The following is a 16,045-nucleotide window of genomic DNA, read 5'->3' as shown; positions in this document are numbered from 1 at the left end:
CGGGTCAACACAAGGAGTGCGCGGTCCATGGCTGACGAGGCGAAGCTTCTCGACTACCTCAAGCGGGTCACCGCTGACCTGCACCAGGTGCGCCAGCGCCTGCGCGAGGTGGAGGCCGGTGAACAGGAACCGGTCGCCATCGTCTCCATGAGCTGCCGCTTCCCCGGCGGGGTGCGCTCTCCCGAGGACCTGTGGGAGGTGGTCGCGTCCGGCCGGGACGTGGTCACCGACTTCCCCGAGGACCGCGGCTGGGACCTCGGGTCGCTCTACGACAGCGACCCTGAACAGAGCGGCACGTCGTACACGCGGCAGGGCGGCTTCGTCCACGACCTGGCCGACTTCGACCCGGGCTTCTTCGCGATCTCCCCCCGCGAGGCGCTGGCGATGGACCCGCAGCAGCGCTGGCTGCTGGAGACATCGTGGGAGGCCCTGGAGCGGGCCGGCATCGACCCGCACTCGCTGCGCGGCAGCCGCACCGGCGTCTTCGCCGGCAGCACCGGCCAGGACTACGGCACCGTGCTGATGGGCGCCGCGCAGGGCCTGGAGGGGCACCTGATGACCGGCAACGCCGGCAGCGTGGTCTCCGGCCGGATCGCCTACACCTTCGGGCTGGAGGGCCCGGCGGTCACCATCGACACAGCCTGCTCGTCCTCGCTGGTCGCCCTGCACCTGGCGGGGCAGGCGCTGCGGCAGCGGGAGTGCACCCTGGCGATCGTCGCCGGGGTCACCGCCATGTGCACCCCGGCCGCCTTCGTCGAGTTCTCCCGGCAGCGCGGCCTCGCCGCCGACGGCCGCTGCAAGGCGTTCGCCGCCGCCGCCGACGGGACCGGCTGGTCCGAGGGCGTCGGCGTCCTGGTGCTGGAGCGGCTGTCGGACGCGCAGCGCAACGGCCACCCCGTCCTCGCCGTGGTGCGGGGCAGCGCCGTCAACCAGGACGGCGCCTCCAACGGCCTGAGCGCCCCGAACGGGCCGTCGCAGCAGCGGGTGATCCAGCAGGCGCTGGCCAACGCCGGCCTCGCCACCGGCGGCGTGGACGTGGTGGAGGCGCACGGCACCGGCACCCGGCTCGGCGACCCGATCGAGGCGCAGGCGCTGCTCGCCACGTACGGGCAGGACCGGGGGGACTCGGCGCCGCTGCTGCTCGGGTCGGTCAAGTCGAACATCGGTCACGCCCAGGCCGCCGCCGGTGTCGCCGGTGTGATCAAGATGGTCATGGCGATGCGGCACGGCGTCGTACCGCCCACCCTGCACGTGGACGAGCCGACGCCCGAGGTCGACTGGTCGGCCGGCGAGGTGTCGCTGGTGACCGAGGCGACGCCGTGGCCGGCGGTGAGCCGGCCGCGCCGCTCGGCCGTCTCCTCGTTCGGGGTGTCCGGCACGAACGCCCACACCATCCTGGAGCAGGCTCCGGAGCCCCAGCAGTCCCCGTCGGCCGCCGCCGCGTTGCCGGTCGAGCGGCCGGTCGTGCCGGTGCCGGTGTCGGCCCGGGACGCGGCCGGCCTCGCCGCGCAGGCGGGCCGCTGGGCGGCCCGGATCGCCGCCGACGAGACCCTGCGGCCCCTGGACGTGGCCTTCTCGTCGGTCACCTCACGCTCCACCCTGGAGCACCGGGCCGTGGTCTCCGCGACCGGCCGTGAGGAGTTGCTGGGCGGGTTGCGTGCCCTGGCCGCCGGGCAGCCGTCGGGTGCGGTTGTCGTGGGCCAGGCCGGCGGCCGGGGTCCGTTGGCGGTGCTGTTCTCCGGCCAGGGTGCGCAGCGCGCCGGCATGGGCCGGGAGTTGTACGCGGAGTTCCCGGTGTTCGCTGCGGCCCTCGACGAGGCGTGCGGGCACCTGGACAGGGCCCTGCCGCGCCCGCTGCGTGAGGTGCTCTTCGCCGCCGAGGGCTCGGCCGACGCCGAGCTGCTGGATCAGACGGTGTTCACGCAGGCGGGGTTGTTCGCCGTCGAGGTGGCGTTGTTCCGGTTGGTCGAGTCCTTCGGGGTCGTGCCGGATTTCGTGGGTGGCCATTCGATCGGTGAGGTCACGGCCGCGTGTGTGGCGGGGGTGCTGTCGCTGGAGCACGCCTGCGCGTTGGTGGCGGCGCGGGGCCGGTTGATGCAGGCGCTGCCCGCCGGGGGTGGGATGCTGGCCGTCGCGGCCACCGAGGCCGACGTGGCGGCCGCGCTGGACGGGCTGGCCGGAGTGGGGATCGCGGCGGTCAACGGTCCGCAGGCCGTTGTGGTCTCCGGTGCCGTCGAGGCCCTCGACGAGGTGGAGCGGGTCTGGCGTGAGCGGGGCGTACGCGTCCGCCGCCTCACCGTCAGCCACGCGTTCCACAGTCCGTTGATGGAGCCGATGCTCGCTGATTTCCGGGCCGTTCTCGACGGGTTGGAGTTCGCCGCGCCGGTGCTGCCGGTCGTGTCGAACGTGACCGGTGCCCTGGCCGGCGATGAGATCCGCACGCCGGAGTACTGGGTGCGGCACGTGCGCGAGGCGGTGCGGTTCGCTGACGGGGTCGCCGCGCTGCGCGCCGCCGGGGCGGACACGTTCCTGGAGATCGGCCCGCGCAGCGTCCTGACCGCGATGGCGGCCGACATCCTGCCCGCCGACGACGCCGTGCTCGCCGTGCCGGCGCAGCGCGCGGACCGGCCCGAGGCGCACGGGCTGCTGGCCGGGCTGGCCGAGCTGCACGTGCACGGGGTGGCGGTCGACTGGCGGCAGTGGTTCGCCGAGACCGGCGCGCGGCGCGTCGACCTGCCCACGTACGCCTTCCAGCACCAGCGCTACTGGCCCGAGGCGGGCGCCGGGTGGACCGGCGACGTCACCGCCGTCGGCCTGCGCCCCGCGCAACACCCCCTGCTCGGGGCCGCCGTCGGCGTCGCGCACGCCGAGGGATTCCTGTTCACCGGCCGGCTGGCCCGGCGTACCCACCCGTGGATCTGTGACCACGTCGTCTTCGACACCGTGCTGCTGCCCGGCACGGGCTTCGTCGAACTCGCCCTCCAGGCCGGCGCGCACGTCGGCGCGGACCACGTCCGCGAACTCACCCTGGAGTCGCCGCTGATCCTGCCGGAGACCGGGGGCGTCGACATCCAGCTCTGGATCGGCCCGGCCGACGAGACCGGCTGCCGGTCCGTGTCGCTGCACTCCGCCCAGGACGGCGAGCCGGCCGAGGGCGCGGGCGAGCGGACCTGGACCCGCAACGCCAGCGGTGTGCTGGCCAGCGGCCCCGCCGCCCCGGGCGGCCCCGCCGCCCCGGGCGGCCCCGCCGGTTGGTCCGACCTGACCACCTGGCCGCCGCCGGGCGCCACCGAGGTCGGCACCGACGACCTCTACCTGAACCTTTCCGCCCAGGGCTACGACTACGGTCCGTCCTTCATCGCCCTGCGCTCCGCGTGGCGGCGCGGCGACGACCTCTTCGCCGAGCTGGCGCTGCCCGAGGCCCCCGCCGCCGAGGCCGGCGGATACGGCCTGCACCCGGCCCTGCTCGACGCGGCGCTGCACACCCTCGGCCTGACCACGCCGGCCGGAGAGCCTTCAGGGGCGGGCATGCCCCCGGGGTACGGCCGGCTGCCGTTCTCCTGGAACGACGTCGCCCTGCACGGCGCCGGGGCCGCGGCGGCCCGCGTCCGGGTCTCGCACACCGGCCCCGACAGCATCTCGCTGCTGCTCACCGACGTCACCGGTGCGCCCGTCATCTCCGTCGGCTCCCTGGTCCTGCGGCCGGTCTCCGCCGACCAGCTCCGCACCGCCTCCGGCGGCGGCGGCACCGAGTCGCTCTTCCAGGTCGATTGGGCGCCGCTCGCGCTGCCCGCCGGCCCGTCCACTGTCGACTGGGCGGTCATCGGCGACGCCGCGGCGCTCACCGACGCGGTCGCGGCCACCGGCACGGCCGTGGCGGCGTACCCCGACCTGACGGCCCTGGCCACGGCGATGGACGACGGGACGGACGCGCCCGGCGTGCTGGTCCTGCCGTTGCTCGACCCGCCCGCGTCGGCGGACGTGCCGCGCGCCGTCGCCGAGGCGACCCACCGGGTGCTTGCCGTGCTCCAGCAGTTCCTCGCCGAGGAGCGCTACGCGGTGTCCCGGCTGGTGGTGCTGACCTCGGGCGCGGTCGCCACCGACCGGGACGCCGACCTGACCGACCTGGCCGGCGCCGCCGTGATCGGCCTGCTCCGCTCCGCCCAGTCGGAGAACCCCGACCGGTTCGTGCTTGTCGACGTCGACGACGTGGCCGGCTGTGCCGCCGTGCTCGTCCCGGCCGTCGCGACCGACGAACCGCAGGTCGTGATCCGCGCGGGTGTCGCCGCCGGCGCCCGGCTCACCCGGGTTCCCGCCCCGGCCGAGCCGCCGGCCGCCCCGTTCGACTCCGACGGCACCGTCCTGATCACCGGCGCCACCGGCACCCTCGGCCAGCTGATGAGCCGGCACCTGGTCAGCACGTACGGCGTCCGGCACCTCATCCTCACCAGCCGGCGCGGCCGCGCCGCCGGGGGCGTCGCGGAGCTCTGCGCCGAGCTGGAGGCGCTCGGCGTGAGCGTCACCGTCGCCGCCTGCGACGTCGCCGACCGCGCCGCCGTGGCCGAGTTGCTGGCCGGCATCCCGGCGGAGCACCCCCTCACCGCTGTCGTCCACGCCGCGGGCGTCCGCGACGACGGCGTCATCTCCTCGCTGACCCCGGAGCGGATGGACGGCGTGCTGCGGCCCAAGGTCGACGCCGCGTGGCACCTGCACGAGCTGACCGCCGACCTCGGCCTGAAGGCGTTCGTCTCGTACTCCTCGCTGGCCGCCACCGCAGGCGGCCCGGGCCAGGGCAACTACGCCGCCGCCAACGCGTTCCTCGACGGGCTGGCCCAGCACCGCAAGGCGCGCGGCCTCGCCGCGCTCACCCTCGCCTGGGGCCTCTGGGCCGACCGCAGCGGCATGACCACCGAGCTGGACGACGTCCACCTCAACCGGATCTCCCGCTCCGGCGTCGCCGCCATGGAGGCTGAGGAGGGGCTCGCGCTCTTCGACGTGGCCTGCCGCACCACCGACGCCGCGCTCGTCCCGGCCCGGCTGGACCTCGCCGCGATGAAGGTGCAGTTCGCCGGCGGGAGCATCCCGCCGCTGTACCGGGCGCTGATCCGCACGCCCGCGCGCGCCGCCGCGGCCACCACCGGCGCGTCACTGGTGCAGCAGCTCGCCGGGCTGGGCGACGCCGAGCGGGCCGCCGCGCTGGTCGAGATCGTCCGCGGGCAGGCCGCCGCCGTGCTCGGCTACCCCGACCCGGCGGCCATCGAGCCGCGCCGGGCGTTCAGCGAGTTCGGCTTCGACTCGCTGACCGCCGTCGAGATGCGCAACCGGCTCAACAACGCCTTCGGGATGCGGCTGCCGGCCACCCTCGTCTTCGACTATCCGACCCCGCACGACCTGGCGGGCTTCCTGGGTACGGAGATCGCCGGCACCCCGGTCCCCGTGCGACCCGCGACGACCACCGTGCCGGTCGGCGACGACGAGCCCCTCGCGATCATCGGCATGGCCTGCCGGCTGCCCGGCGGCGTGTGGTCGCCCGACGACCTGTGGCGGCTGGTGGTCGACGGCGTCGACGCGATCAGCGACCTGCCGACCGACCGTGGCTGGGACCTCGACAGCCTCTACAGCCCCGACCCCGACGCCCCCGGCACCTTCTACGCCCGCGGCGGCGGCTTCCTCAGCGGCGTGGACCGGTTCGACCCCGGGTTCTTCGGCATCTCGCCCCGCGAGGCCCTGGCCATGGACCCGCAGCAGCGGCTGCTGCTGGAAACCACCTGGGAGTCCTTCGAGTCCGCCGGCATCGACCCGGCCGACGTACGGGGCAGCAGCACCGGCGTCTTCGTCGGCACCAGCGGCCAGGACTACGGCTCGCTGCTCGCGTACTCGCCGGAGGCCGCCGAGGGCTACATGCTGACCGGGATGACCAGCAGCGTCATCTCCGGCCGGGTGGCGTACACGTTCGGACTGGAGGGGCCGGCGGTGTCGCTGGACACGGCCTGCTCCTCGTCGCTGGTGGCCCTGCACTGGGCCGGTCAGGCGCTGCGGCGCGGCGAGTGCGACATGGCCCTCGCCGGTGGCGTGATGGTGATGGCCACCCCGACCGCCTTCGTCGAGTTCTCCCGGCAGCGCGGCCTGGCCGCCGACGGCCGGTGCAAGTCGTTCGCCGCGTCGGCCGACGGCACCGGCTGGTCCGAGGGCGTGGGCATGCTGCTCGTGCAGCGGCTCTCCGACGCGCGCCGGCAGGGCCGCACCGTGTACGCGGTGGTGCGCGGCTCGGCGATCAACCAGGACGGCGCCTCCAACGGGCTGACCGCCCCGAACGGTCCGTCGCAGCAGCGGGTGATCCGGCAGGCGCTGGCGTCGGCCCGCCTTACCACGGCCGACGTGGACGTGGTCGAGGCGCACGGCACCGGCACCACGCTCGGTGACCCGATCGAGGCGCAGGCCCTGCTGGCCACGTACGGGCGGGAGCGGCCCGCCGACCGGCCGCTGCTGCTCGGCTCGATCAAGTCGAACATCGGCCACGCCCAGGCCGCCGCCGGGGTGGCCGGTGTGATCAAGATGGTGCAGGCCATCCGGCACGGCCTCGTCCCGGCGACGCTGCACGTGGACGAGCCGTCCCCGCACATCGACTGGACCTCCGGCGCCGTCGAGCTGGCCACGGAGTCGCGGCCGTGGCCGGCGGTGGACCGGCCGCGCCGGGCGGCGGTGTCGTCGTTCGGCATCTCCGGCACGAACGCCCACGTGATCATCGAGCAGGGTGACGAGCCGGTCGACGCCGCACGCGTGGACACCCGGCCCGGCCTCGTGGATTCCGGCGTCGTGGCATGGCCGCTGTCGGGGCGGTCGAGGGAAGCCCTGACCGGCCAGGCGGCCCGGCTGGCCCGGCACGTACGCGAGCACGGCGAGGTCGATGCGGCGGCGGTGGGCTGGTCCCTGACGACGACCCGGTCGACGTTCGACCACCGGGCGGCAGTGGTCGGGTCGAGCACGGAAGAGTTGCTGGCGGGGCTGGACGCTCTGGCGTCGGGGTCGCCGGCCGGCAACGTGGTCGCGGCGACGTCGTCGTCGCACGGTGCGGGCCCGGTGTTCGTGTTCCCGGGTCAGGGTGCGCAGTCGGCGCGGATGGCGGCCGGTCTGGTGGGTCGTACGCCGGTCTTCGACGCGCGGTTGGCGGAGTGCCAGCGGGCGTTGGCGCCGTATCTGGACGTGGACCTCGTGTCGGTGCTCACCGGTGACGACGAGTCGTGGCTGGCGCGGGTGGAGGTCGTGCAGCCGGTGCTGTGGGCCGTCGGCGTCGCCCTCGCCGCCGTGTGGCAGCACGCGGGTGTGGTTCCGGCGGCGGTGATCGGTCACTCGCAGGGTGAGATCGGCGCGGCGTGTGTGGCGGGGATCCTGTCGCTGGGGGACGCGGCGAAGGCGGTGGCGTTGCGCTCCCGGGCCCTGACCGCGCTGCGCGGCACCGGGACGATGGCGTCGGTCGACCTCCGCGCGGACGCGGTGACGGAGCGCCTGCCGGGCTTCCCCGGGGTGGGCGTCGCGGCGGTGAACGGCCCGTCGACGGTCGTGGTGTCGGGTCCGCCGCAACCGGTCGCGGATCTGGTGGAGGCGTGTCAGGCCGACGGGGTGCGGGCGCGGTTGATCCCGGTGGACTACGCGTCGCACTCGGCGGCGGTGCAGGACGTCGCGGAGCGGTTGCGCGCGGACCTGGCCGACGTGAGCCCGCAGCCGGGGCACACTCGGCTCGTCTCGACGTTGACGGGGGACTGGGTCGAACCGTCCTCGATGGACGCCGGCTACTGGTACGACAACCTGCGGCAGACCGTCCAGTTCGACGCCGCCGTGCGCGTCGCTGTCGCCGCCGGGCACACCACGTTCGTCGAGATCAGCCCCCACCCGGTGCTGACGATGCCGGTCACGGCGATCCTGGACGACGCCGGCGCCACCGGGCACACCCTGGGCAGCCTGCGCCGCGGTGACGACGATCCGACGCGGCTGCTGACCAACCTGGCTACCGCCCACGCGATCGGCCTGCCCGTCGACCTGACGGCCGTCCTGGCCGGGACCGACCCTGTCGCCCTGCCCACGTACGCCTTCGACCACCAGCGGTACTGGGTCGAGCCGCCGGCGCACCGGGCGCAGGACGTCAGCTCCGCCGGTCTCCAGGACGCCGGGCACCCGCTGCTCAGCGCCACGCTGACGTTCCCCGACAGCGAGCGGATGGTCTTCACCGGGCGGCTGTCGGTGCGTACCCACCCGTGGCTCGGCGAGCACCGGGTGATGGACAACATCCTGCTGCCCGGCACCGCCTTCGTGGAACTCGCCACATACGCCGGTGCGCAGGCCGGCTGCCCGACGGTGGAGGAGCTGACGCTGCTCGCCCCGCTCGTCCTGCCCGAACTCGGCGCGCTCCAGGTGCAGCTGACGGTCGGCGACCGCGACGACGACGGGCGGCGCACCGTCCAGCTCCACTCCCGGCCCTACCGGGACGGCTCCGACGAGATCCTCGCCGACGTCGCCTGGACCTGCCACGCCACCGGCCTGCTCGGCCCGCATCCGGCCGACGCCGCGCCCGCCTTCGACCTGGGGGTGTGGCCGCCGCCCGGCGCGACGCGCGTCGAGTCCGACGACTTCTACTCCGGCATCGAGGCGACCGTCTTCGGGTACGGGCCGGCGTTCCGGGGTCTGCGTGCCGCGTGGATCCGCGACGACGAGGTCTTCGCCGAGGTCGAGCTGCCCGCCGGCCACCACGCCGAGGCCGGCCGCTTCGGCGTGCACCCGGCGCTGCTCGACGGCGCGCTGCAGGCCATGTCGATCGGCGGCTTCCTCGGCCGGATGGGCGACGGCGCCGACGCCGGCGTGCCCCGTCTGCCGTTCGCCTGGACCGGGGTCTCCCTGCTCGCCGCCGGGGCCACCGCCCTGCGCGTGCGCGTCGCCGCGGCCGGCGAGGTCGGCGTCTCGTTCCAGGTGGCCGACGCCACCGGCGCCCCGGTGCTGCACGTCGACTCGCTGATCATGCGCCGTGTCTCCGGGGACTCCCTCGGCGCGGCCCGCTCCGGCCGGCACGAGTCGCTGTTCCAGGTGGACTGGCCCGTGCTGCCGGTGCCCACCGGCCCCGTGCCGGCGGCCATCCGCTGGGTGGCGCTCGGCGACGACCTGGTGCTCAGCGCGGCCTGCGAGGCGGCCGGTGCCCGGGTGCGTACCGACGTCGGGCTCGACACCCTCGGCGACCTGCTCGCCGGGGGTGAGCCGGCGCCCGAGCTGGTGATCGTCCCGGTCGGCGACGCCGGGAACCCGTCGGCCCCGGAGCTCGCCGCGCAGGCGCGCGCCGCCACGCACCGTACGCTCGCCGCGTTGCGGACCTGGCTCGCCGACGACCGGTTCGCCGACTCGCGGCTGGTGCTCGTCACCCGGGACGCGGTCGCGGCGGGGGAGCAGGAGCAGGTGAACCTGCGCCAGGCCCCGGTCTGGGGCCTGCTGCGCGCCGCCCAGCTCGAACACCCGGGCCGGTGCCAGCTCGTCGACCTCGACGACGCCCCGGACAGCGCCGCCGCGCTGGCCGCCGCCATCGCCTCCGGCGAGCCGCAGCTCGCCGTGCGCGACGGGCAGGTCCGCACCCCACGGCTCGGCCGGGTTCCGGCCGGTGTCGAGCCGCTGCCCGGCGGGATCGACCCGGCCGGCACCGTGCTGATCACCGGCGGCACGGGCGTGCTGGGCCGCATCCTGGCCCGCCACCTCGCCACCAGCCACGGCGTACGGCACCTGCTGCTGGCCGGGCGGCGCGGCGCGGCGGCCGAGGGGATCGGCGACCTGGTCGACGAACTCGCCGGCACCGGTACGGAGGTGACCGTCGCGGCCTGCGACGCCGCCGACCCCGAGGCCCTGTCGGCGCTGCTGGCCGGGGTGCCGGCAGCGCACCCGCTCACCGCCGTGGTGCACGCCGCCGGCGTCCTCGACGACGGCGTGCTGGAGTCGATGACCCCCGAACGGGTGGACGCGGTCGCCGTGCCGAAGATCGACGCCGCCTGGCACCTGCACCGCCTCACGGCCGACGCGAACCTCGCGGCCTTCGTCCTGTTCTCGTCGGCGGCGGCCACGCTGGGCAGCGCCGGCCAGTCCAACTACGCGGCGTCGAACGCCTTCCTCGACGCCCTCGCGGCGCACCGCCGGGCACGCGGGCTCGCCGGCATCTCGCTCGCCTGGGGCCTGTGGGCGCAGGCCAGCGGCATGACGGGCCACCTCGGCGGCGACGACGTGCGGCGGATGGCCGAGCAGGGCGCCACCGGCCTGCTCACCGAGCAGGCGCTGGATCTCTTCGACGCCGCGTGGCGGCTCGACGCGGCAACCGTCCTGCCGATGCGCCTGGACGTCGGGACGCTGCGCGGGCAGGCGGAGACCGGCACCCTCGCGCCCATGCTCCGGGCCCTGGTCCGGGTGCCGCTGCGACGCTCCATGGACGCCACCGGTGCCCGCTCCGGCGGGGTGCAGCTCGGCCGGCGGCTCGCCGGACTGGCCGCCCCGGAGCGGCTCAAGGTGGTGCTCGACGTGGTACGCGCGAACATCGCCGCCGTCCTCGGCCACGCCGGCTCGGACGCGGTCGACCCGAACCGGCTCTTCACCGACCTGGGCTTCGACTCGCTCACCGCCGTCGACCTGCGCAACCGGCTCAACAGCCTGTCCGGCCTGCGGCTGCCGGCGACGCTCGTGTTCGACTACCCGACGCCGACGGCGCTCGCCGAGAAGCTGACGAGCGAGATCGCCGCCGACGCGGCGCCCTCCACCCAGCCGCTCTTCCAGGGCATCGACACGGTGGAGAGCCTGCTCACCGCCATCCCGCTCGACCCGGCGGCCCGCGCCCGGTTCACCGCCCGGATGCAGGACCTGCTCGCCAAGGCGTCCGATCTGGCGGCCGGGCCCGCCGTCGAACCGGACCGGCCAGACCTCGACTCGGCCAGCGACGACGAGATCTTCGACTTCATCAGCAAAGAGTTTGGAATCTCCTGAGATGACCAACCTTCGGACCGAGGCAGGGGCCACCCGATGAGCGACGACAAGCTGCGGTACTTCCTGAAGCGGGTGACAGCCGACCTGCACGACACCAAGCGCAAGCTGCAGACCGTCGAGGCCCGCGACCAGGAGCCGCTGGCCATCGTCTCGATGAGCTGCCGCTTCCCGGGTGGCGTGCGGTCGCCGGAGGACCTGTGGGAGCTTGTCGCCGACGGCCGGGACGCGCTCACCGAGTTCCCGGACGACCGGGGCTGGGACCTGGAGGCGCTCTACGACCCCGACCCGAACAAGCCGGGCAAGAGCTACACCCGCATCGGCGGGTTCCTCGACGGCGCCGGTGACTTCGACCCGTCCCTGTTCGGGATCTCGCCGCGTGAGGCCCTCGCCATGGACCCGCAGCAGCGGCTGCTGCTGGAGACGTCCTGGGAGGCCGTCGAGCGGGCCGGCATCGACCCGCTGTCGCTGCGCGGCAGCTCCACCGGTGTCTTCGTCGGGCTGAGCACCTCGAACTACGGCATGGGTCTGCCGAACGTGCCCGAGGGCGTCGACATGTACATCGGCACCGGCAACACCACGAGCGTGGCGTCCGGCCGGATCTCGTTCACCCTCGGCCTCAACGGCCCGGCCGTCACCGTGGACACCGCCTGCTCCTCCTCGCTGGTGGCCCTGCACCTCGCCGTGAACGCCCTGCGCCGCGGCGAGTGCGACCTGGCCATCGCCGGTGGCGTCACCGTCATGGTCACCCCCGGCGTGTTCGTCGTCTTCTCCCGGCAGCGCGGCATGTCCGTCGACGGCCGGTGCCGGGCCTTCGCGGCCGGCGCGGACGGCACTGGCTGGGGCGAGGGCGGCGGCGTGCTCGTCGTGGAGCGGCTGGCCGACGCCGAACGCAACGGCCACCCGGTCCTCGCCGTGATCCGGGGCAGCGCCCTCAACCAGGACGGCGCCTCCAACGGGCTCACCGCCCCCAACGGCCCCTCTCAGCAGCGGGTCATCCGCCAGGCCCTCGCCAACGCCCGGCTCGGCTCCGCCGACGTCGACATGGTCGAGGCGCACGGCACCGGCACCACCCTCGGCGACCCGATCGAGGCGCAGGCGCTCATCGCCACGTACGGGCAGGACCGCCCGGCCGACCGTCCGCTGTGGCTGGGCTCGGTGAAGTCGAACATCGGCCACACCCAGAGCGCCGCCGGCGTCGCCGGGCTGGTCAAGATGGTGATGGCGCTGCGTAACGGCGTCATGCCGGAGACCCTGCACATCGACGAGCCGTCCCCGCACGTGGACTGGACGGCCGGGGCGGTCTCCCTGCTCACCGAGTCCAAGCCGTGGCCGGAACTGGACCGCCCCCGCCGCGGCGGCGTCTCCTCCTTCGGGGTCAGCGGCACCAACGCCCACGTCATCCTGGAGGAGTACCGCCCGCGCGTCGCCGAGGCGGCGACCGCCGACGGCAGGCAGGCGGACGGGACCGACGCCGTCGAGCCCGCGCGCCGGCCGGGCCTGGTCGCCTCGGACGTGACCCTCTGGCCGGTGTCGGCCCGGTCGAGGACCGCCCTGGGCGGGCAGGCGGCCCGGCTCGCGGACTTCCTGCGCAGGCGCGGCGAGATCGATCCGGCGGCGGTCGGCTGGTCGCTGGCCACCACCCGCTCGACGTTCGACCACCGTGCCGCCGTCGTCGGGTCGACCGCCGACGAGCTGCTGGCCGGGGTGGACGCCCTCGCCGCCGGCCAGCCGGCGGGGAACCTCGTCACCGGTACGGTCACCAGCGCCGGCGCAGGTCCCGTCTTCGTGTTCCCGGGTCAGGGGGCGCAGTCGGCGCGGATGGCGGCCGGGCTCGTCGGTCGTACGCCGGTGTTCGACGCGAAGCTGGCCGAGTGCCAGCGGGCCCTGGCGCCGTACCTCGACGTGGACCTCGTCGCGGTGTTGACCGGTGACGACGAGTCGTGGCTGGAGCGGGTCGAGGTCGTGCAGCCGGTGCTGTGGGCCGTCGGCATCGCCCTGGCGGCCGTGTGGCGCGCGGCGGGCGTCGTCCCGGACGCGGTGATCGGTCACTCCCAGGGCGAGATCGGCGCGGCCTGTGTCGCCGGGATCCTGAGCCTGGAGGACGCCGCGAAGGCAGTGGCGTTGCGGTCGCGGGCGCTGACGGTGCTGCGGGGGACCGGGACGATGGCGTCGATCGACCTGTCCGCCGACGCGGTCACCGAGCGCCTGGGGGAGTTCCCGGGCGTCGGAGTCGCGGCCGTCAACGGGCCGTCCACCGTCGTGGTGTCCGGCCCGCCGCAGCCCGTGGCCGACCTCGTGCAGGCGTGCCAGGCGCAGGGCGTCCGCGCCCGGCTGATCCCCGTGGACTACGCGTCGCACTCCGAGGCCGTGCAGCAGGTGGCCGAGCAGCTCCGCGCGGACCTGGCCGGCGTCACCCCGCGGGCCGGCCACACCCGGCTGGTCTCCACCCTCACGGGCGAGTGGGCCGACCCGCTCACCATGGGCGCGGAGCACTGGTACGACAACCTGCGGCAGACCGTGCAGTTCGACGCCGCCGTCCGTACGGCGGTCGCCGCCGGGCACACCACGTTCGTCGAGATCAGCCCGCACCCGGTGCTGACGATGCCGGTCACCGCGATCCTCGACGACACCGGCGCGAGCGGGCACACCATCGGCAGCCTGCGCCGGGGCGACGACGACGCGACCCGGCTGCTGACCAACCTCGCCACCGCGTACGCCGTCGGCCTGCCCGTCGACCTGGCGGACGTCCTCGCCGAGACCGAGGTCGCGCAGCTGCCCACGTACGCCTTCGACCACCAGCGGTTCTGGCTCGACGGCAGCGGCGGGCCCGACCTGGAGACCCTGCTGTCGGGCATGAGCGGCGACCCGGGCGACGCGGGCTTCTGGGCCGCCGTCGAGAGCGGGGACGTCACGGCGCTCGCCGAGACCATCGCCACCGAGGAGACCCCGGCACACGAGGTTCTCGACGCGCTGCTGCCGGCCCTGCCGATGCTCACCTCCTGGCGCCGGCAGCGGCGCCGGCAGGCCGACATCGACAGTTGGCGCTACCAGGACACCTGGAAGCCCCTGACCGGCGTCGCCAACCGGGGCATGGACGGCACCTGGGTCGTGGTCATGCCGACCGGCGACATCATCGAGCCCTGGCAGGACGCCTGCGTCGAGGCGATCGCGGCGGCCGGCGCGACGCTCGTGCCGGTGGCCGTCTCCACGCCCGACGTCGACCGCGACCAGTTCGGCAAGCTGCTGCAGGAGGCGCTCGCCGCCGCACCGGGCGGCGACGCCACCGCCGACGCCGCCGGCGTGGTCTCGCTGCTCGCCTTCGACGAGCTGGCCCACCCGCTGTACCCCTCCGTGCCCGGCGGCTTCGCCGCCACCGTCGCGCTCTTCCAGGCCCTCGGCGACATCGGCCTGCGCGCGCCGATGTGGAGCGTCACCTCCGGCGCCGCGTCGGTAGGCATGGCCGACCTGCTGCGCGCCCCGGCGCAGTCGCTGGTCTGGGGCTTCGGCCGGGTCGCCGCGCTGGAGCACCCGCAGCGCTGGGGCGGCCTCGTGGACCTGCCCGAGGCCGTGGAGGACCGCTGTGCCGACCTGCTGGTCGCGGCCCTCACCACCGCCGGGGACGAGGACCAGATCGCGGTACGCCCGAGCGGCCTGCTCGCCCGCCGGCTCACCCGCGTCCCGCTCGGCGACAGTCAGCCCGCCAACCCGTGGCAGCCGTACGGCACGGGGCTCGTCACCGGCGGCACCGGCGCGCTCGGTGGGCACGCCGCCCGCTGGCTGGCCCGCAGCGGTGTGGAGAACATCGTCGTCGTCAGCCGGCGGGGCATGGCCGCGCCCGGCGCGCAGCAGCTCGTCGACGACCTCACCGCGCTGGGCGCCCAGGCCACAGTGGTCGAGTGCGACGCCTCCGACCGCGACGCCCTGGCCGAGCTGATCGAGGCGATCCCCGCCGAGTACCCGCTCACCGCGGTCGTGCACGCCTCCGCGGTCCTCGACGACGCCATGATCAACGACATCCGGCCCGAGCAGATCGAACGGGTGCTGCGGGCCAAGGTCGACGTCGCGTACAACCTGCACGAGCTGACCCTCGACCACGAGCTGTCCGCGTTCGTCATGTTCTCGTCCTTCGCCGGCAGCGTGGCCAGCTCCGGCGTCGGCAACTACGCCCCGAGCAACGCGTTCCTCGACGCGCTCGCCCAGCACCGCCGGGGCCTCGGCCTCACCGCCACCTCCGTCGCCTGGGGGGCGTGGGCCGGCGGCGGCATGGCCGACGGGCCGCTCGGCGAGCTGCTGCACCGCCACGGCGTACCCGAGATGACCCCGGAGGCGGCGATCACCGCGCTGCACCAGGCCGTGGACCACGGCGAGGCGTTCCTCACCATCGCCGACATCGCCTGGGAACGGTTTTCCGTCGCGTTCACCGCCACCCGGCCCGGTCCGCTGATCAGCGACCTGCCGGACGTGCGGCGGCTCGCCGCCGCCGAGGCGATGGACAGCGTGGAGGTCGGCGACGGCCCGGAGTCGTTGCGGGAGCGGCTCGCCGGGCTGCCCGCCGCCGAGCGGTTCGCCGTGCTGCTCGGCCTGGTCCGTGGCCAGGTCGCCGCCGTGCTCAACTACCCGTCCGCCGACTCCGTGGACGAGCATCGGGCGTTCCGGGAGCTGGGCTTCGACTCCGTCACCGCCGTCGAGCTGCGTAACCGGCTCGGCGCGGCCACCGCCGTGGCCCTCCCGGTCACCCTGGTCTTCGACTACCCGACCCCGACGACCCTGGCGGAGTACCTCTACGCCGAGGTCGCCCACGACGACGTGGTCACCCCGAACGCGCTCCTCGACGATCTGGACCGGATCGCCGAGGGCCTCGACGTGGTCGCCCGGGACGAGGCGGCCCGGGTGCGGGCCACCGTACGCCTGCAGGCGATGCTCTCCCGGCTCGGCCAGGACAGCGGTGGCGCCGACATCGGCCGGCACCTCGACGACGCCACCGACGACGAACTGTTCGCGATGGTGGACAAGGACCTCGGCATCTCCTGACCCAGCTCCAGCTCTC

2 protein-coding genes are annotated in these 16,045 nt (G+C 75.0%); both read left to right on the top strand.

The features are described from left to right. Positions 1-27 precede the first annotated feature (27 nt). Complete coding sequence (locus tag PVK74_RS10320) at positions 28-10,998, top strand: type I polyketide synthase (protein ID WP_274478938.1); 10,971 nt, start codon at positions 28-30, stop codon at positions 10,996-10,998. A gap of 36 nt (positions 10,999-11,034) precedes the next feature. After that, the gene (locus PVK74_RS10315) at positions 11,035-16,029 is read left to right on the top strand and encodes a type I polyketide synthase (RefSeq protein ID WP_274478937.1); all 4,995 of its coding nucleotides are present in this window, start codon (positions 11,035-11,037) and stop codon (positions 16,027-16,029) included. The last annotated feature ends 16 nt before the right edge of the window (positions 16,030-16,045 follow it).

It is taken from the genome of Micromonospora chalcea (assembly GCF_028768405.1).
Classification (GTDB): Bacteria; Actinomycetota; Actinomycetes; order Mycobacteriales; family Micromonosporaceae; genus Micromonospora; species Micromonospora chalcea.
Note: the sequence above shows the minus strand (reverse complement) of the source record. Positions and strands in the feature narration are given on the sequence as shown.

Bases quoted from the DNA above. Each gene is read 5' to 3' on its own strand.
- PVK74_RS10320 (WP_274478938.1), top strand. From the start codon at position 28: ATGGCTGACGAGGCGAAGCTTCTCGACTACCTCAAGCGGGTCACCGCT.
- PVK74_RS10315 (WP_274478937.1), top strand. From the start codon at position 11,035: ATGAGCGACGACAAGCTGCGGTACTTCCTGAAGCGGGTGACAGCCGAC.